This window comes from Chryseobacterium sp. MP_3.2, assembly GCF_035984805.1.
GTDB lineage: Bacteria > Bacteroidota > Bacteroidia > Flavobacteriales > Weeksellaceae > Kaistella.
The window spans coordinates 49,372-67,021 of the sequence record NZ_JAXCHW010000009.1; the positions used below are offsets into that span (position 1 = coordinate 49,372).

General features: G+C 35.9%; 20 protein-coding genes. 7 read left to right on the forward strand and 13 right to left on the reverse strand.

Annotation, left to right across the window (positions count from 1 at the left end):
* Positions 1 to 45: 45 nt before the first annotated feature.
* From RCH13_RS11100 to RCH13_RS11125, 6 genes are all read right to left on the reverse strand, one after another.
* Positions 46 to 840, reverse strand: coding sequence for a thymidylate synthase (locus tag RCH13_RS11100; protein WP_326987309.1), 795 nt, complete (start codon positions 838 to 840; stop codon positions 46 to 48).
* A gap of 47 nt (positions 841 to 887) precedes the next feature.
* Positions 888 to 1,328, reverse strand: a complete 441-nt coding sequence (locus RCH13_RS11105) for a hypothetical protein (RefSeq protein WP_326987310.1) — start codon at positions 1,326 to 1,328, stop codon at positions 888 to 890.
* 34 nt (positions 1,329 to 1,362) lie between these two features.
* A complete protein-coding gene (locus RCH13_RS11110; protein ID WP_326987311.1) occupies positions 1,363 to 2,712 on the reverse strand; it encodes an alpha-amylase family glycosyl hydrolase in 1,350 nt (449 codons plus the stop codon).
* A 117-nt stretch (positions 2,713 to 2,829) separates the two neighbouring features.
* The gene (locus RCH13_RS11115; protein WP_326987312.1) at positions 2,830 to 3,402 is read right to left on the reverse strand and encodes an IS1096 element passenger TnpR family protein; all 573 of its coding nucleotides are present in this window, start codon (positions 3,400 to 3,402) and stop codon (positions 2,830 to 2,832) included.
* A gap of 126 nt (positions 3,403 to 3,528) precedes the next feature.
* On the reverse strand, positions 3,529 to 4,563 hold the full coding sequence (locus tag RCH13_RS11120; protein ID WP_326987313.1) for a sensor histidine kinase: 1,035 nt from the start codon (positions 4,561 to 4,563) through the stop codon (positions 3,529 to 3,531).
* Positions 4,564 to 4,572: 9 nt separating this feature from the next.
* Positions 4,573 to 5,250 (reverse strand): response regulator transcription factor, encoded by a 678-nt coding sequence (locus RCH13_RS11125; RefSeq protein ID WP_326987314.1) that lies wholly within the window; start codon positions 5,248 to 5,250, stop codon positions 4,573 to 4,575.
* Positions 5,251 to 5,428: 178 nt separating this feature from the next.
* Here RCH13_RS11125 and RCH13_RS11130 point away from each other — a divergent pair, with 178 nt between their 5' ends.
* Both RCH13_RS11130 and RCH13_RS11135 read left to right on the forward strand, forming a co-directional pair.
* Positions 5,429 to 8,041 (forward strand): TonB-dependent receptor plug domain-containing protein, encoded by a 2,613-nt coding sequence (locus RCH13_RS11130; RefSeq protein ID WP_326987315.1) that lies wholly within the window; start codon positions 5,429 to 5,431, stop codon positions 8,039 to 8,041.
* A 24-nt stretch (positions 8,042 to 8,065) separates the two neighbouring features.
* Positions 8,066 to 9,289 (forward strand): hypothetical protein, encoded by a 1,224-nt coding sequence (locus RCH13_RS11135; RefSeq protein WP_326987316.1) that lies wholly within the window; start codon positions 8,066 to 8,068, stop codon positions 9,287 to 9,289.
* 213 nt (positions 9,290 to 9,502) lie between these two features.
* Here the strand turns inward: RCH13_RS11135 and RCH13_RS11140 are convergent, their stop codons facing one another.
* From RCH13_RS11140 to RCH13_RS11155, 4 genes are all read right to left on the reverse strand, one after another.
* Positions 9,503 to 9,808 (reverse strand): barstar family protein, encoded by a 306-nt coding sequence (locus tag RCH13_RS11140; RefSeq protein WP_326987317.1) that lies wholly within the window; start codon positions 9,806 to 9,808, stop codon positions 9,503 to 9,505.
* An 88-nt stretch (positions 9,809 to 9,896) separates the two neighbouring features.
* The gene (locus tag RCH13_RS11145; protein WP_326987318.1) at positions 9,897 to 10,421 is read right to left on the reverse strand and encodes a ribonuclease domain-containing protein; all 525 of its coding nucleotides are present in this window, start codon (positions 10,419 to 10,421) and stop codon (positions 9,897 to 9,899) included.
* Between the two features lie 169 nt (positions 10,422 to 10,590).
* The gene (gene nadE, locus RCH13_RS11150) at positions 10,591 to 11,379 is read right to left on the reverse strand and encodes an NAD(+) synthase (protein WP_326987319.1); all 789 of its coding nucleotides are present in this window, start codon (positions 11,377 to 11,379) and stop codon (positions 10,591 to 10,593) included.
* Entirely contained in the window at positions 11,369 to 11,929 is a 561-nt protein-coding gene (locus RCH13_RS11155; protein WP_326987320.1) for a GNAT family N-acetyltransferase, read from the reverse strand. Before RCH13_RS11155 ends, nadE begins: the two co-directional genes overlap by 11 nt.
* Positions 11,930 to 11,973: 44 nt before the next feature.
* Here RCH13_RS11155 and gldB point away from each other — a divergent pair, with 44 nt between their 5' ends.
* Together gldB and gldC are read left to right on the forward strand one after the other, a co-directional pair.
* Positions 11,974 to 12,954: a gliding motility lipoprotein GldB gene (gene gldB, locus RCH13_RS11160; protein ID WP_326987321.1), complete on the forward strand. Its 981-nt coding sequence runs from the start codon at positions 11,974 to 11,976 to the stop codon at positions 12,952 to 12,954.
* 50 nt (positions 12,955 to 13,004) lie between these two features.
* Positions 13,005 to 13,331 (forward strand): gliding motility protein GldC, encoded by a 327-nt coding sequence (gldC, locus tag RCH13_RS11165; protein ID WP_326987322.1) that lies wholly within the window; start codon positions 13,005 to 13,007, stop codon positions 13,329 to 13,331.
* A 15-nt stretch (positions 13,332 to 13,346) separates the two neighbouring features.
* On the opposite strand, the gene RCH13_RS11170 is transcribed toward gldC, so the two are convergent.
* Positions 13,347 to 13,838: a T9SS type A sorting domain-containing protein gene (locus tag RCH13_RS11170; RefSeq protein ID WP_326987323.1), complete on the reverse strand. Its 492-nt coding sequence runs from the start codon at positions 13,836 to 13,838 to the stop codon at positions 13,347 to 13,349.
* Positions 13,839 to 14,045: 207 nt separating this feature from the next.
* Positions 14,046 to 14,807 (reverse strand): GLUG motif-containing protein, encoded by a 762-nt coding sequence (locus RCH13_RS11175; RefSeq protein WP_326987324.1) that lies wholly within the window; start codon positions 14,805 to 14,807, stop codon positions 14,046 to 14,048.
* A 262-nt stretch (positions 14,808 to 15,069) separates the two neighbouring features.
* Between RCH13_RS11175 and RCH13_RS11180 the strand changes: the two genes are divergently transcribed.
* The 3 genes from RCH13_RS11180 (at position 15,070) to RCH13_RS11190 (ending at position 17,294) form a co-directional block, all read left to right on the forward strand.
* Positions 15,070 to 16,209, forward strand: a complete 1,140-nt coding sequence (locus RCH13_RS11180; protein ID WP_326987325.1) for a cystathionine gamma-synthase — start codon at positions 15,070 to 15,072, stop codon at positions 16,207 to 16,209.
* Positions 16,210 to 16,282: 73 nt separating this feature from the next.
* Entirely contained in the window at positions 16,283 to 16,789 is a 507-nt protein-coding gene (locus RCH13_RS11185; protein WP_326987326.1) for a DinB family protein, read from the forward strand.
* 127 nt (positions 16,790 to 16,916) lie between these two features.
* Complete coding sequence (locus RCH13_RS11190) at positions 16,917 to 17,294, forward strand: YchJ family protein (RefSeq protein ID WP_326987327.1); 378 nt, start codon at positions 16,917 to 16,919, stop codon at positions 17,292 to 17,294.
* Positions 17,295 to 17,344: 50 nt separating this feature from the next.
* Here the strand turns inward: RCH13_RS11190 and RCH13_RS11195 are convergent, their stop codons facing one another.
* A complete protein-coding gene (locus tag RCH13_RS11195) occupies positions 17,345 to 17,590 on the reverse strand; it encodes a VF530 family protein (protein WP_326987328.1) in 246 nt (81 codons plus the stop codon).
* Between the last annotated feature and the right edge of the window lie 60 nt (positions 17,591 to 17,650).

Below are 17,650 nucleotides of genomic sequence, written 5' to 3' on the forward strand. Positions count from 1 at the left end.
TAAAGGGGGAAACTTTGTCAAAGTTAAAAACTTTGACAAAGTGGATTAAATTGCAACCGGCGCTTTTATTCCCGGATCCGGTGAATAATTTTCTAAGGTGAAATCTTCAAAATCAAAATTAAAAATATTTTTTATATTTGGATTCAGCTTCATTGTAGGTAAAGTTTTTGGCGTGCGAGAAAGTTGTTTTTCTACCTGCTCAAAATGGTTGTTGTAAATATGAACATCGCCGAAGGTATGTACATAATCACCGACTTCTAAATCACAAACTTGCGCCACCATCATTAAAAGCAAAGCATAACTCGCAATGTTAAAAGGCACGCCTAAAAAAACATCCGCGCTTCTTTGGTACAATTGCAGAGATAATTTTCCATCTGCAACGTAAAACTGAAAAAGTGCGTGGCACGGCGCCAATGCCATATTCGGAATCTCCGCAGCATTCCAAGCAGAAACGATTAAACGACGAGAATCTGGATTTTTTTTAATTTGGTCTATGACGTCAGAAATTTGGTCCACAACTTTCCCATCGGCTCCGGCCCAACTTCGCCACTGCGCACCGTAAACAGGACCGAGATCGCCATTTTCATCCGCCCATTCGTTCCAAATAGACACGCCATTATCATTTAAATATTTAATGTTAGTATCCCCTTTTAAAAACCAAAGCAATTCATAAATAATCGATTTTAAATGAACTTTTTTCGTAGTCACCATGGGAAAACCTGCAGCGAGATCGTAACGGAGTTGATAGCCAAAAACACTTCTGGTTCCGGTTCCCGTGCGATCGGTTTTGTCTGTTCCTTGATCTATAATATGTTGAAGTAAGTCGTGGTAATTCTGCATTTTTGCTGGTTGATGGTTGATGGTTGTCTTTGACGAAATTAAAGATTTTACCAAAGATTTTGAATGGTCTGGGTGGAATTATTGAGAGAAAACTGATCACCTTTTTTCTTTCCCATTAATATTTTCCCCAAAGGACTTTCTGTAGAAATCACGAAAATTTTCCATTGATTCAAAATAATTTCGCCCAAAGAAACTGCGATAAAAAAAAGTCCTCTTTCGGTTTCTACCAAAGTGCCCAAGCCTGTGGTTTGATGAAGATTTGTATTTATCGTTTTTAAAGAATTTCTGGCGCGAAGATTTTCATTGAGTTGGACCTGCAAATTATTAATCTCTTGCTGCACCATTTCCCGCGTGGTTTCATACTTGTCTCCCATGGAACTTTTGGTATCATTGTTAGACGCGCGAGTTTCTGAAATAAGACGTTCTAAGTACTCAATTTTTTCCTGCAGTTTGCCGTGAATGAGGGTCAGAATTTCGGGTTTATTCATTGATGATTTTCAATTTAGAAAAAAGTCTCGATTCTTATTTTTGAAAAACGGCGTAATCTCCAGCTTTCATGATAAATCCTTTATCTTGAGAAAAATCACGGTTGGTTTTTTCGAAAACGTCTTTATAAACACCTTTTAATTGATCACCTTTTAGATTGAATTTCACGTCTTCTTTCGCCATATTAAGAACGACTAAAACCTCATCATTTCCATTTTTACGGAGATAGGCTAAAATTTTGTCGTCTGCAGAAGTTTCTAAAAGATAAGTGGTCACTTGAGAATCTCCACCACGCAAGGCGGAATTAGATGATTTTAAGTCCAATAAAGTTTTGTAGAAACTCGCCATTTCATATTTTCCGGTCCATTCAATAGCATCTTTTTCAAAAAATTCTAACCGCTTCAGATTCGGTAATTCCTGTCCAGAATATAACAAAGGAACTCCATTCCAAGTGGCAGAAAAGACTGCCAAAGGTTTTGCGATGAGTCCATATTTTTCATATTCTGTGCCATTCCACGTGTTTTCATCATGGTTGCTTGTAAACCAAGCTCTCATTGAACCATCACCAATGGCAGAATATTTATTGAGTAAATCTTTCAATTCGGAAAGTGGTAAATTATTTTTGTAATAATCCGCTGTTTTATGCATCCAGGTCCAAGAGTAACTGGCGTCAAAAACTTTTCCGTAGTCAGGATTGTCAAGCTCATCAAATTCTCCGATGAAGAAAAGTGGCTTTACTTTTTCCACTTCAGGTCTGGCTTGCTGCCAGAAATCCACTTCTACCCAACTCGCTAAATCGCAACGAAAACCATCAATATTGGTTTCTCTTACCCAAAATTTCATGGCTTCTATCATAGCAAGACGCATTTTTGGATTGCTGTAATCCAACTCAATAATATCATCCATCCCAGAAGCAATCTGAAAGTCATTGGTTTTCGGGTCTTTTAAAAAATATTCTGGATGAGAAACGGTCCACACGTGATCCCAACCCGTGTGATTAGCAACCCAATCAATAATTACTTTGAATCCTAGACGATGCGCCTCATCCACGAAATGTTTAAAGTCATTCATGTTCCCGAATTCAGGATTGATGGCAGTATAATCATGCGCCGCATACTGACTTCCCATACTTCCCTTTTTTACTTTTTGAGAGATCGGTGTTACAGGCATGAGCCACAATGTTTTCACACCCATTTCTTTTAAACGCGGCATTTCTTTTTCGAAAGCCCGAAAAGTTCCTTCCGGCGTGTATTGTCTGATGTTCACTTCGTAAATATTGGTGGTACGTTTCCACTCTGAAGGTAGTTCGGTCATGTTGGTAGTTTTTTGGGTAGAACAAGAGGTGATGCCCACTAATATAATCGCTAAAAAGAGTAATTTTTTCATATAAAAATATTTGAACCAAATATATTAATTTTAAAATCAATTTTCAGCCTCAACTAATTTTGGCAATGAATTTTTTAGCAATGAAAAACCCCGACATCATCGGGGTTTATATTTTGTTTAAAGGTCTTCTTTAGAATCTTCTTCAAAGAAATCATCATCATACCCATCATCCTCGTCATCAAAGGTATCTTCCTCGTCATCAAAATCTCCCGTATCATATCCGTCTTCAAATTCACCAAAAACATCATCTATAATGGGCTTCGGAGTGTTTTTTGCGCGCGCTTTACTTGGTGCTTTTAGTGGCATTTTTCCGAATCTGAAAACAGTAATAGGATAATTTACGGCTGGTTTTTCATCTTGAATTTCCAGTAACTCCGCAAAAAATTCCCAAAGTTCCATAAATCCATATTGGAACTGAACTTTTGAACCTACTGCGGGGAAAGCTTCGTGCAAATAAATGTCACTCATAATTTCTCCATCCCCATCATCACTCATATCCTCTAAAGGGACAGATTTCATCACTACGCCATCATCTTCCAAAATATTGAAAATAGATAGATCCTCGCCAGACAAACTGAAAGCACTCTTAATGCCCAAGTGTAAATTCCAGAGCGTCTGCATGTCTTTTATTTCAACATCGCGAAAAATATCTTCTTTTGCGTCTAAAATTATACGGATTTTATAAACCATTATAACTGAAAGTTTGAATTGTTTTTAGATTTTGTTTCGGGTACAAATATAAAACAATTGCATTTTGGCAAAAAAAAATTAGGCGCGTTATTATTTAAAAAGATTTGCTTACATTTTGACCCCAATCTACTTCGATTTCTCCAGCAAGAAACTGAATTGCGTGCCTTCTAAGTAAACGCTTTTAGCAGAAATATGTTCGCCGTGCGCCTCTAAAATATGCTTTACAATTGCCAAACCTAATCCAGAACCACCATCTTTCCTGTTTCTACTCGTTTCTACTCGATAAAATCGCTCAAAAATTCTGGGTAAAAATTCTGGTTTGATGCCCATTCCATTGTCTTCTACCTCTACGAAAACTTTATCCCGTAAAACGTTGGTTCGAATATTAATTTGTGCCTGATTTCGGTTGGCGTAATGGATGGCATTGGAAATCAAATTAATCAGGACTTGGGAAATTTTATTTTTGTCTGCATTCACATAAATTTGTGCAGAGGAAGTTTGAAGCTGAACTTTAGAATCTTTTCGGTTTGCTTCTAAATCAAAAAGATCAACAATCTCTTTTATCAAAGCATTTAAATCAAAACTGGTAATATTTAAAGTGATGACGCCAGATTCATATTGATTAATCATGTCTAAATCTTGCACGATGGTTAATAGTCGCTCTACAGACTTATCAATTCGGTCCAGGTATTTATCCCGAATGGCAAGATTTTCTACGCCACCCTCAATCAAAGTTTCTACATAGCCCTGAATAGAAAAAAGGGGTGTTTTTAGTTCGTGAGATACATTTCCGAGGTATTCTTTTCGGTAGGTTTCCATTTCTTTCATGGTGTCTAATTCGGTGGCGTTCTTCTGAGAATATTTTGAAACCCGCTCCCCGAATTCTTGGAAATTTAAGTTATAATCCTCTATCGGACTAAACTCATCGGGAAGAATGGTTGAAATTTTCCGAATCTGTCTTTTGCCATAAAAATTAAAGAGTGCATCTAAAATCAAATAATTAAGACCGAAGATTACGATTACCACGGCTATGAAAACGAAGTAAAAACTTTGAATATCATCTACGATAATATCTTTGGAATAGTCAAAAACCAGCGCAACAAAAGACATCACGATGGTGAGAAAAAAAGATGCGAGTAAAGTTAAACGGTGCAACCTCATTGCGCAAAGCTACACAACTAATTTATACCCAATTCCTTTAAGGGTTTGAATGGTATTGATGCCCAATTTTTCTCGCAGTCTTCGGATGTGAACATCAATGGTTCTTTCTCCCACGATGACGTCATTTCCCCAAACTTTTTCCAGAATCTCATCGCGTTTAAAGACTTTTTCTGTGTTGGACGCAAGCAAATAAAGCAGATCGAATTCTTTTTTGGGCAACATAAATAACTGTCCGGCTTTAGAAACACGGAAATTATCCTTGTCAATTATCAAATCACCCAACTCAAGGTTTTTAGAAGTTCCTGCTGCCAGAGAAGTAAGCTGCAGGAGTGCATTTACTTTGGAAATTAAAACTTTTGGTTTAATTATTTTTACGATATAATCATTGGCACCCGCTTCAAAACCGGCCAATTGAGAAAATTCTTCACTTCGGGCAGAAAGGAAAACGATTAATGTTTTTTGCAGTTCTTTTATTTTGCGCAAATCCTGACAAGTTTCTATCCCATCTTTTTCTGGCATCATCACGTCTAAAAGAATTAGATCAGGAATAATCTGTTTTGCTTTTTCGATGCCTTCATTTCCAGTGGTAGCGGTGGAAACATCATAGCCCTCTTTCTCTAGATTATAAGAAATAATCTCTAAAATATCTTGCTCATCATCAATCAAAAGAATCTTTTTCTGTTTCATTTTCTTGTTTTAACCTTTCAAAATTAATCAAATTAAAGATGAAAAATGAGGCCGCATTAATTGTTCATCATAAATTAATATAAACCTGATTCTGTTTAAGATTTCTTAAAGTAAACTTAAGATTGAGTCAACACCAAACGGACTTGCAATTTCTTCCTTTGCATTGAAATTGAAACCAATGAAAGAAGTGATAAAAAAGAGAAAACTGAGTATTGCTGTTTTATTCCTGTTGTCTTCTACAACAATTATTTACGGACAAGAAGCAGAAAAAGACACGATCCGCAAGGAAAAAAACATAGAAGGAGTTACGATTATTTCTAGTGGAAATAAAAAATCTGAAACCGCAATTTTAAGCGATCAGAAAAAAGCAATCATCCAGAAACAAGCGATTGGGGCGGAAGAAATCTCCAGAAAAGGAATTTCTAATGTAGAACAAGGTCTCACAAAAATTACCGGAATTACGTCCGTAAAAGGAAAAGGACTTTTTGTAAGAGGTTTGGAAGAACGATATAACACGCTTTTAATTAACAATCTTGGTTCCCCATCTAATAATCCCTTTCAAAAAATTATTGCGTTGAAGCAGTTTCCCACGGATGTTGTAGGAAAACTCAATGTTTACAAAACTTTTAATTCAGATTTATACGCAGATTTCGCGGGTGCAACTTTTGATATTGAAACTTTGACGTATGACAAACCCTTCAGCAAAATAGAATTTTCTGTGGGTTTTAATTCGATCAGTACTTTTCAGGATCAGTTTAAAATAAATCCAAATGCCAATTCTTTTAACGGTTATCTTGGTCTGAATGACAAAAAAAGAAAATTACCGAATGAAGTGAATGGTTTTAAACCGAGTGGGTATATATTTTCGGCAGATCAATCTCGAGATTCTTTTGGCGAAGGCTGGAATGTGGACAACATTAAATCGTTACCCAATACTAGTTTAAGTTTCACGACGGCGCAAAAAATAAAATTAGGCGAAAATTCTAATTTGGGACTTTTACTTTCCCTAAATCAGGGCGATTCTTACGAATTACACGAAGGTGAAAAAAATCAATTTCGCTTTAATGGAAATGAAATCGATTATAATAATTTACTGAACAGAAAGGAATATACTTACACCTCAGAATCCTCCATTTTATTAGGTTTAGGTTTTAAACACAAAGACACGAAAGTGAATTTTAATGCCATTTTCCTTCAAAACTCGGAGAATTTAATTCAAGATTTTCGAGGTTACAGAAATGGACAGCAAAATCAGCAGGAATTTATCCGAGCCAATCAACAGGATATTTCAAAATTTGTGGATTTGCAGTTAAATGCTTCCCAAAATATTTCTGAACGACAAGAAGTAAAAACTGGAGTTAGTTGGGTCAACAATAATTATCAGCAACCCGATCGAAAGATTTTCTACGGACAAATCACTTCCAATCCAAATGAAATTAATTTGAGTTACGGTGGAAACAATTTGCTGCGTCAATATTTCGATGTTCAGGGAAAAAATTACTTTTCTACTTTCGCAGAATATTCCATTAAACTGGGAGAAAAAGGCGATAAAAAAGAATATCCCGTTCAATTAAATGTTGGTTACAATGGATTTGCGGACATTAGAAACACCTCTTACCGATTTATATTTTCCGCTTTGGGAAATAATCCAGTTGGCTCTGTGAAGATCAATGTGGATTCGCCACAAAGTATTTTTGACCAATCTTTACTTGCAGATAATTTTCATTTTAAAGAAGGTTCAACCTCAGAATATAGAAATAACTTATACCAATTTGTGAATGCAGGTTACCTTAACTTGAATTATAAACCAAGCGAAACTTGGGACCTAATTCTTGGCGGAAGAGTTGAAAACAGCATGAATATTACGCGGTATAAAGAACTCGGAAGCAACAATGTTCCTTTCTTGAACATCACGAAAAATAAATATTTTATCCTTCCATCTCTTGCGGTGAAAAAAAGTCTGAATGCCAATTCTAATTTAAGATTTGCAGCCAGCAAAACCATTACAAGACCGATCCTGATTGAATATATGCCGATTACGTACATCAATCCAGACAATGAAAATATCTTCGGGAATAAAGATCTTACGAACAGTGAAAATTATAATGTCGATTTAAAATACGAATGGTTTCCTACGAGAACGGAATTGGTTGCGGTGAATCTTTTTGGTAAAAAAATCGATAATGCCATTGAAAGATCTTACACCGCTTCGGGAAATTCTAATGGTCAAACGATTACTTTCTACAATGCAAAAACCGCAAATTTATTCGGAATTGAAATCGAAGGAATCTTGGAATTAAACAGGATTTCTGAAGCGTTAAATAATTTTACTTTCGGCGCAAATGCAACTTTCATGTACAGCGATGTGGAACGAAGCGAGGCTCAAAAAAATGAAACCGATGCAGAAGCTAACAGAAAAAGAACTTTGCAAGGAGCCGCTCCTTACACGATCAATGCGGATTTAAAATATGAATTGAAAAATTCTAAAAATCTTTCGCAAACCCTTTCTTTGGTTTATAATGTTTCGGGTAAGAAAATTTATGGAGTGGGTTTTTCTAAACTGGATAATGTGTATGAATTGCCTTTTCATCAACTCGATTTGGTGTACAGCAATCAAATCACCAAAAACTGGAACATCAAAGCAGGTTTGAAAAATCTCTTAAACGCAACCTACAAATTACAAATGGGAGACCGAAGTTTGGTTCCGCTTTCCGCTGATATTTCTTCTTTAAACCTAGAAAATTATGAGGTTGGAACTTCTTTAAACCTAACCGTAGGATACACTTTTTAATAAAACTTTTAAAATTAAATAAAAATGAAAAATAACATCTTAAGCTTATTGGCAGTCGCACTATTGCTCACTACAACTTCTTGTACCATTGATGTTCGGGAAGATAATGATCAGCCCGTAAATACGGGGGGCGGAACTTCTACAACTGTAAGTGTTTTAGACGGAACCGGAAATCTAGGAGGAGAAATCAGCAAAGATCTTTTAATCAAAAAAGGAAATTATACCCTGACTGGAATTGTAAAAGTACAGCCCAACGTCACTTTAACCATCGAACCGGGAGCAAATTTCACTGCATCTACTACAGATGTTAGTGGTTTAGTAGTTCTTAAAGGCGGAAAAATTAATGCTGTAGGAACCGCAGAATTACCAATAGTTTTCACCTCAGACAAAAAAACTCCAGGAGATTGGGGTGGAATTACGTTGTATGGAAATGCACCAATAAAGGCAGTAAATGGCGCTCCAACGGCACTTTCTGAAGATGGAAACAACCAGTATTACGGTGGAGATGATGCAAATTCCAGCTCTGGAACTATGAAATTTGTGCGTGTAGAATTCGGTGGTAGAAAAATTGGAGATGGATCTTCGGAAACCAATTCCATGACTTTTTACGCAGTTGGCGCTGGAACAACTTTAGAAAATTTAGTTTCTTATAAGGGAACGGATGATGGATATGAATTTTTCGGTGGAACAGTTTCGGCAAAAAATTTAGTGTCTTACGGAAATTATGATGATGCTTTCGATTGGCAAGATTCCTGGTCGGGACAATTTAATACGAACTGGTTTGCTTACCAAACGCAGGTTGGAAATTTCGGGATGGAAATAGAGTCTTCTTCAAATGTTGATAATACGGCTCCAAAAATTTCAAATATCACTTTAATCAGAGGAGCCGGAACCAATCCTGAAAGTGCAGGTTCTAATGAAATTTCTGCTATTCAGTTTAAAAAACAAGGAAGTGGAATTTTTTCAAATGTCTATGTTGATGGTTACAAAAACATAGGAACGCAAAAAGCGTATGCCGTTTTAATTCAAGACGCAGGAACGGAAACCAGCCAATTAGTTCCTGGAAAAATAAAAGTAACTCCAGTTTTTGCCACGGCAAATAATGATAATGTGCTTCAGTATGGATATTCTTTTAACACGACAAATCCTTTGACTTACGTCAATAATGCAGCTGTAAAAAAAGTAGTTTTAAATTCCGGAGCGTGGGCAACCGTGAATGGCGTTGATTTATTGGCAGCTTTAAAATAATTTTTTCAATCTTCTTCATATCAAAAAAACCACCGTTTGGTGGTTTTTTTTTGTGTTTAAAGTCTTCGAATTTCTAAAACCACAAAAGTCGAAAAAGTTTTAACTGTAAAAAATATCTTTAGAATGCTCACAAAAAACAAACTGCAGATTCTTTATCGAAAGTATAACATTCACTCTTTAGAAATTGACCTTAAATAATTCCCCCAAAAAATATTAATCTTCAGAAACTTCCCCTTCCTCGTCTTCATATTGCATCAAATAATAAGAAAAGCTAAAATCTTCCAATTCCTCTTCTGCATCTTCCAAAGTCACTAATAAATCTTCGAAAGTTTCCAGTTGTTCCACACTCATATTCACGAATTCTAGGTGCAATGGAAGTTCCGCAAAACCCGTCAGGAAATCATAGAGCGCATCCAAATTATCTCCAAAAAATTCTGGGAGTGTTACTTTTTCTTTCAGTTGTGCATAAAAGTCTTCGTAATCGCCGAGGTCTGTAAAGTCGATGTATGTTGTTTTCATTTTAGGTGATAATTGATAGTTGATAATTGATGGTTGATAAGCTCTGGTAATTTACTTTGCTCTTTTTACTTTTTACTTGGGTCTTCCCTTATTGTTTTTCAAAACTTTTATAATGATTCTTGGTCAAGTAAACCTCGCCATTTTTGGTAAAAACAATGCGGTCTGCATTTCGGTTTCCGCAATTGTAATTCACGTCCGCTTCAAAATATTGCTCGTTGCTCGGTAACAATTTCTCCCGATTACTGAATTTATCTCCTCCGATGGCTTTTCCGGGTAAAACCTCACACAGATTTCCTTTGGAAGGAACCCAACCATTCTTTTTCGCTTCGGATTTTGTCACATAATAATCTGGAAGATTTCGCGTGGCTTTTACATAATTGATGACTTTATCCTCGTTGGTAAGTTCATCAATACTTTCGGGATTTCCAGAAGTTGAAGGATTATTATTCGCAGAATTATCGTCCGTTGAATGATGATGAGATGAGACTTCGCTTTTTGCGGTTTCTTTGTTTTTCTTCTCGATTTTATAATTCTGAAAAATATACATCACTAAAAACGCAGATAATAATCCAATGATAAAAAAGAGGCCGAGTTTGATATTTTGTCTGTTCATGTTTTAGTTGAAAATTGAAAGTTGATAAATAATAGTTGATAGTTGATAGTTGATAGTTGATAGTTGATAGTTGAAAATTATTAATTCTTAAAAAACTTTTATTGCTTTTCTAATGTGATTTTGATTCTTTATTCTTGAATCTTGGATCCCGCAACTCGCAACTCGCAACTTAACGCCAAATATCTGGAATATTACAAACCGGAATAGACTGAATTTTATGTTGCGCCGCATTATTCATTCTTTCGAAAATTTTATAAACTTCTAAATCACGACCTTCATAATCTTCCGCCGTTTTTATTCCATATTCTTTCTGAATTTTTTCCAGCTCTGGATAAGTCGCACCAATTTGCTGTTCATCCGTTCTATCTACGTCCCAAAGTCCATCCGTCGGAATGGCGTTTTTAATGACATCTGGCAAATTGAGACTTCTGGCCAGTTCATAAACTTCCGTCTTATACAAATCCGCAATCGGGGAAACATCTACTCCACCATCGCCATATTTTGTGTAAAAACCGATGCCAAAATCTTCTACTTTATTGCCCGTTCCGCACACCAATAGTCCATTTATTTGTCCATAATAGTACAGCGTCAACATTCGCAAGCGACTTCTGGTATTTGCGAAAGCAAGTTTTTCAGCAGGATATTTTTCATCATTTACGTCAAAAGTTTTGTACAAAGCCTCGAAAGGTTCATTTAGATCGATAGATTTGGTTTCCACATTCGGGAAAACAGTTTCTAGAAATCTTAAATGCTCCAAAGCGCCGGCAACTTGCTCTGCTTTTTGACGAATAGGCATTTCTACCGCAAGGACTTTCAAACCCGTCATGGCGCAAAGCGTAGAAACAACACCAGAATCTACACCGCCAGAAACGCCGATGATATAGCCTTTAACATTGGCCTGTTCTGCATAATCTTTTAACCAAGTGACTATTTTTTCAATTATTTTTTCAGTTTGCATTTTTTATTTTTAAAAAGTTTTCTTGTTCTAATTCTAACCAAAAGCAAGTCGCATTGTCCAATTCATCGATGAAAGTTCCTACTTCTGAAAATCCTAATTTATGTTTCAAAATTTTCACGGAGTTGAGGTTATCAATGGTAACACAAGCGTATATTTTATTTAAATTGAGTTCCTTAAATCCATAATCCAAAACGGCTCTTGCAGCTTCTGTGGCAAATCCTTTCCCCCAATATTCTGGCAAAAACCGATAGCCTAATTCATAAACATTAACGAAGCCATTAATGGGTTGTCTCAATATTTTTAAACCGCTCCAACCGATTAAAAGGTTGGCTTCTTTTTCAATAACGGCCCATCTTGCAATACCATTTTCTGTATATTGCTTTCTGATGTTTTTGATGGTTTCTACAGATTCCTCTAAAGTCTTCACGGGTTTTACACCGATATATTTCATGACTTCCGGATTTTTATCCAGTAAGAAAATCCTGTCAACATCTTCCAGAATAATTTCTCGCAAAATAAGTCGCTGTGTTTCTCCGAAGATTTTTGCCATTAATTTTCCTTATTTTTGCAGTTCTAAAATCTGATGTAAAAATAATGAAGTTTTTTAAATATGTATTTGTTTCCGCGCTTTTCCTTGCAACTATAAATTCTTGTCAAAAAGAATCAAAAAATCTGTGGAACGTGGAAATTAAAAACCCTTCTCAATCTGTAGAATTGATTGATATTTCTAAAGAATTTTACGGCAATGTGGTTCCATTAGAGGACTTTAAGCAAAAATATCCCTGGTTTCAGGGTACCGTTCCAGATGAAGATTATGCGCTCCGAAGAGCTGATGCAGAGGAGATTAAAATTTACCAGGAAGCCATTTCCAAAATTGACCAAGTAAAACTGCAGAAAGAACTAACAGATTTAGTTTCTCATATTCAATACTACTTTTCAGATTTCCGCACGCCGAAATTTTTTCTTTACTCTTCGGCGCTGCAAGGAATTATGGATCCTATCTTTTATGAACCGAAAGAAAATTTGGTTTTTGTGGATATTACAGCTTTTATGGGAGACAACAATCCTAATTATGAAGGACTTGAGGTTTATTTCCAAAGTTCTATGAATCCGCAAAACATTGTGCCAAAAATTTCTGAAACCATCGCGAAAAACTTTGTGGTTCCAAATTCTGGCAATCAAAAATTTTTAGATGAAATGATTTACCACGGAAAAATTCTAACACTGCAAGACGCTTTCTTGCCAGAATTTCCTGAGTATTTGAAAATGAATTACACACAGAAACAATATGAATGGTCCGCTGAAAACGAAGTAAATATTTGGAATTTCTTCGTGGAAAATAATTTACTTTTCAGTGATGATTTGCAATTGAATGAGCGTTTCATCAAACCTGGACCTTTCTCTAAATTTTACACAGAAATCGACAATGAATCTTCACCCCGCGTGGGAATTTACATTGGTGGAGAAATCTGCAAAAAATTCTTCAAAGAAAATCCAGACGTAAAGTTGGCGAGTTTCATCCAGATGGATGCGCAGAAAATTTTTACAGACAGCCAGTACAAACCAAAAAATTAGGAATGCAATATTCCTTTAAACCTCAACTAAAATTATCTCAAAAATAAAATATGAAAAAGACCCAAATAACCATCGATATCGAGCTGGATGATAATCATGTACCAGAAAAAATGACGTGGAATGCACAAGATGGAGGCATTGAAAAAGAAGATACGAAAGCAACCATGATTTCTGTGTGGGACGATAAAAAAATGGAAGCTTTAAGAATTGACCTTTGGACGAAAGATATGCCTGTAGATCAGATGAAAATGTTTCTTCACCAAATTTTAATTTCTTTAAGCAGCACCTACCAAAGAGCGACAGGTGAAGAAGATGTAGCAGCTTGGATGGAAGAAATGGCAGAAGAATTTGCGCAGAAAGCTGCGATTAGAATGTAGTTTTCAGCTTAGATATTACATAAAAAAAAACGTCGGTTTCCAAGAAGATCCGACGTTTGTATTTAGTAAGAAAGCGTTTATTTCTTTATAAAATTTAATCGCTTTATTTCCTTTTTCTGTTTGAACATTGGTTAAATAAATTCCTTTTCTCAACTGAGAAACGTTTACTTCTTTTTGTGTTCCAGAGGATTTGCCCTTAGTTACTAATTTCCCAGACATTTCAACAATCTCATAGGAAACATTAGGTTCAGCTGTTAAAATTTTCAAGAAAGAATCTGCATTTGTTGGCGTTACCGTCACTTGAATTCCGTTTGATTTCACCTCATTGGCTGCTAAAAGCGGCTGTGTATTTAAGTAAGGATAACCATCATTAATTGCTGGGTTAATAGACCAAACTCCAGTGCTTAATCCAGTATTCATTACCGTTTTAAAAGCTTCAGTTTTCATATCTGACGTGGCATGTCCTGTAATATCTAGAGTTACGGGAGCTCCGGCGAAACTTCCCACAGCGTCATAAGGCGCCTTGGTAGAATCAAAATGCGCATTGGCGATTGTTAAATTTCCAACTTTACCTACAAAACCGCCAACTTCACTAGTCAGAGAAACTGCTCCCGTAGAATAATCATTTTTAAAATTACCTGTGGATTGCGCGAAACCCTAAAAACCTCCCACTGTTTCAGAAATAGCAGTTACATTTGAGCGACTGTAAGAATCTTAAATTCTGTTCACGGTTGTAGGACCAAATGCAAAAGTTACAAATCCAGAAAATCCACCTACAATATATTGTCCTTGAACCGTTCCTTCACAATAAGATTTTGAAATTAAAGAATTGCTCCAAGACGTTCCCGCGAAACCACCAATTTGATTCACACCAACTACACTACCAGAAGCAGAACAATTGCTAACTTCTGAACCCGATAAAACACCGCCCGTAAATCCACCAACATTATAAGAGGTAAAAACCATGTCCACATTTTTCACATGACAATTAGTCGCTCTAGAATTCACCGCCATATTTCCAATGAAACCACCAGAAGTATCTTTCCCATAAATTTGCGATCCATCTAAAGTCAAATCTTTTACCGTAGCGGTAATAAATTGCCCGAATAATCCCAACCAATCACCTGTTGTCCGATTAATTTTCAGATTAGAGATCGTTTTACTGTTCCCATCTACATTACCAGAAAAAGGATAGGTATTGTTATAACCAACTGGATCCCATAAGTGCGCGGAAATATCCATATTCGACATAATTTTGAAATTCTTTCCTACCATTTTATTGCCGGCTTTCACCAACTTGGCTAAACCTGCTAATTCCGCAGATGTAGTCAATTCAAAGTTATCACCGGTTGCATTGTACCAACTTGTATCTGCAAAATCTGCCCAACTGGTCTTAGGAAATTCTGCTAAGAAAACGGGTTTCTCAATTGCTTTTACAATCGCTCCTTTTGGTAATTCATTTGGGGTTTTTTCCACTTGCGCACTAAAAAACCCTGTAGTAAATGGCAGTAATTCCCAACATAGTAATTCTTCTTCTCATAAAATTTATTTTTAGATTATTTTCCTACAAGGATACAGTTAATCAGCGGATTGACCTGTTTAAAAAAGTCTTTAGGTTTGCAAAATTCACGAAATTTGCAAATATTCGGTAGGGATTTTAAGGAGAAATGACGTTGAAAATTTTGTAAAGAAATACCTTTGTATCTTTGCATCTTATAATTAATAAAATTCTTATTCAATGAATTTCAATACTAAAGTAATCCACGGTGGGCAACACCACGAATCAGCGACGGGATCTGTAAATGTTCCTGTATTTTTAACTTCCACATTTGCGCAGAAATCTCCCGGAATCCATTCAGGATACGAATATTCCAGAGCAGCAAATCCAACCCGGCAAGCTTTAGAAGACAGTTTAGCGTCCATTGAAAATGGCGCGAGAGGTTTGGCTTTTGGATCTGGTTTGGCAGCGATTGACTGTGTGCTAAAATTACTAAATCCCGGCGACGAAATTATTTCCGTTGATGATTTATATGGCGGAAGTTACCGCATGTTCACGAAATTATTTGAAAAATACCAATTAAAGTTCACGTTTGTCAACTTCGATGATGTATCGAAAATTGCTGATTTAATTACAGATAAAACAAAACTGATTTGGTTAGAAACTCCAACTAATCCTTTGATGAAATTGGTAGACATCAAAGCCGTGACAGATATGGTTAAAGGAAAAGACATTTTAGTTGCCGTAGATAATACTTTTGCGTCTCCTTATATTCAGCAACCATTGGAATTGGGTGCAGATATCGTGATGCATTCTGCGACGAAATATTTGGGTGGTCATTCCGACGTTATTGCCGGAGCTTTGGTAGCCAAAACAGCAGAATTAGGAGAGAAATTACATTTCATTCAGTTTGCAAGTGGTGGAATTTTAGGACCGCATGATTCTTATTTGGTTTTAAGAGGAATTAAAACTTTGGCTTTAAGAATGCAAAGACATTCGGATAACGGAATGGAAGTCGCAAAATATTTGGAATCACATCCTGCAGTTGATCGCGTTATTTATCCAGGATTAGCATCTCATCCACAGCATGATTTGGCAAAAAGACAGATGAAAGATTTCGGTGGCATGGTTTCATTCACTTTTAAATCAGGAAAAAAAGAAGAGTCCGTGAAGTTTTTAGAAAAAGTTAAAGTCTTCACTTTAGCCGAATCTTTAGGCGGTGTGGAGTCTTTGGCAAATCATCCCGCTTTAATGACTCATGCATCAATTCCTGCAGAAAAACGTGCGGAACTGGGAATCACCGATGATTTGGTGCGACTAAGTGTCGGAATCGAGGATAAGGAAGATTTAATCGCTGATTTAGAAAGAGCTTTCGGATAAATCGAAAAAAAAACTCTAAAAATTTATACCTTCAAGTTTTCAAATGCTTGAAGGTTTTTTTATACTTTTGAATATGACAGAATTTCAAAAATATATTCAAAGATATCTCGATTTGGTTCCAAGCGAAAACTGGGTGGAAGAATTAAAAAATTCCGGAGAAAAAACGCTGAAAATTTATCGCGATCTTTCGGAAGAACAATCTAATTATGCTTATGCAGAAGGAAAATGGACGTTGAAGGAATTGCTGCAACACCTCATCGATGCGGAACGGATTTTCATTTATCGTGCCTTAAGATTTTCTAGAAATGACCAAACTGAACTTTCCGGGTGGGACGAAGAATTATACGCGAAAGAATATTTTCTGGATCAAGTTTCCTTTAAAACTTTAATGGAAGAATTTGACTTTTTGAGAAAATCAAATATCCTATTTTTGGGAAATTTAAATCAAGAAATCCTTTCCAGAACTGGCGTTGCAAATGGAAATGAAATTGCTGTGGGAACTTTAGGAAAATTAATGGTGGGACATAATATTCATCATTTGAATATTATTGAAGAGAGATATTTGATTCATTTCAAATAATTTTTAATATTAGACAAAACTTAAATCAATAGGAACGGGCTTTAGCCCATTTTTTTATTAAGATAATACCATTGGCTTTAGCCAAAACTTAAAAAGAATTATTTTGACATCCAACAAAAAAATAAGAATGAATTGTCCGTGCTGCTCTGGAAAACTATACGACAAATGTTGCAAACCTTTTCATACGAAAGAAAAATTCCCAGAAACTGCGGAAGAATTGATGCGTTCCAGATTTTCAGCTTTCGCTATTCCAAACGGAGAATATTTAATGGATACGACTTTGCCTTCAAAACGAAAACTGCACAATACGAAAGATTTGCAAGATTGGGGCGAACTTAATGAGTGGACAAAACTGGAAATTGTAAAAACTTCTGGTAAAAATCTGGTAGAATTTAAAGCGCATTACAAAGATGAACACGGAACTCCGCAAATTCACCATGAAATCTCACTTTTTGAGAAATTAAATAATCGCTGGTATTATGTTTCGGGAAAGTTTTTGGACTAGAATTTAGAATCTAGAATCTAGAATCTAGAATCTAGAATCTAGAATCAAAATTAATCCTTCCTTTCAGCTTTCTTTTTCTGTCTTAAAACGTACACATACAAACTTTCCACTTTCGTTCTGGCCCAATCTGTTTTTCTCAAAAATTTTAAAGATGATTTGATGCTTGGATTATCCGTAAAACATTTGATGTTAATTTGCTTTCCCAACTCTTCGAAACCCCCGTAATAATCGACCAATTCTTCTACAATGGTATCGAGGCGTTTTCCGTGAAGTGGGTCTATTGATTTTTCGTACATAATGGGTAAAATTAAGAAAATTTGATTTTAAAACAGAAAAAATTCCACCGAAAAAATTTT

Excerpts from the sequence above, each read along its gene's own strand:
- RCH13_RS11100 (WP_326987309.1), bottom strand. The coding sequence starts at position 840 with ATGCAGAATTACCACGACTTACTTCAACATATTATAGATCAAGGAACA.
- RCH13_RS11105 (WP_326987310.1), bottom strand. The coding sequence starts at position 1,328 with ATGAATAAACCCGAAATTCTGACCCTCATTCACGGCAAACTGCAGGAA.
- RCH13_RS11110 (WP_326987311.1), bottom strand. The coding sequence starts at position 2,712 with ATGAAAAAATTACTCTTTTTAGCGATTATATTAGTGGGCATCACCTCT.
- RCH13_RS11115 (WP_326987312.1), bottom strand. The coding sequence starts at position 3,402 with ATGGTTTATAAAATCCGTATAATTTTAGACGCAAAAGAAGATATTTTT.
- RCH13_RS11120 (WP_326987313.1), bottom strand. The coding sequence starts at position 4,563 with ATGAGGTTGCACCGTTTAACTTTACTCGCATCTTTTTTTCTCACCATC.
- RCH13_RS11125 (WP_326987314.1), bottom strand. The coding sequence starts at position 5,250 with ATGAAACAGAAAAAGATTCTTTTGATTGATGATGAGCAAGATATTTTA.
- RCH13_RS11130 (WP_326987315.1), top strand. The coding sequence starts at position 5,429 with ATGAAAGAAGTGATAAAAAAGAGAAAACTGAGTATTGCTGTTTTATTC.
- RCH13_RS11135 (WP_326987316.1), top strand. The coding sequence starts at position 8,066 with ATGAAAAATAACATCTTAAGCTTATTGGCAGTCGCACTATTGCTCACT.
- RCH13_RS11140 (WP_326987317.1), bottom strand. The coding sequence starts at position 9,808 with ATGAAAACAACATACATCGACTTTACAGACCTCGGCGATTACGAAGAC.
- RCH13_RS11145 (WP_326987318.1), bottom strand. The coding sequence starts at position 10,421 with ATGAACAGACAAAATATCAAACTCGGCCTCTTTTTTATCATTGGATTA.
- nadE (WP_326987319.1), bottom strand. The coding sequence starts at position 11,379 with ATGCAAACTGAAAAAATAATTGAAAAAATAGTCACTTGGTTAAAAGAT.
- RCH13_RS11155 (WP_326987320.1), bottom strand. The coding sequence starts at position 11,929 with ATGGCAAAAATCTTCGGAGAAACACAGCGACTTATTTTGCGAGAAATT.
- gldB (WP_326987321.1), top strand. The coding sequence starts at position 11,974 with ATGAAGTTTTTTAAATATGTATTTGTTTCCGCGCTTTTCCTTGCAACT.
- gldC (WP_326987322.1), top strand. The coding sequence starts at position 13,005 with ATGAAAAAGACCCAAATAACCATCGATATCGAGCTGGATGATAATCAT.
- RCH13_RS11180 (WP_326987325.1), top strand. The coding sequence starts at position 15,070 with ATGAATTTCAATACTAAAGTAATCCACGGTGGGCAACACCACGAATCA.
- RCH13_RS11185 (WP_326987326.1), top strand. The coding sequence starts at position 16,283 with ATGACAGAATTTCAAAAATATATTCAAAGATATCTCGATTTGGTTCCA.
- RCH13_RS11190 (WP_326987327.1), top strand. The coding sequence starts at position 16,917 with ATGAATTGTCCGTGCTGCTCTGGAAAACTATACGACAAATGTTGCAAA.
- RCH13_RS11195 (WP_326987328.1), bottom strand. The coding sequence starts at position 17,590 with ATGTACGAAAAATCAATAGACCCACTTCACGGAAAACGCCTCGATACC.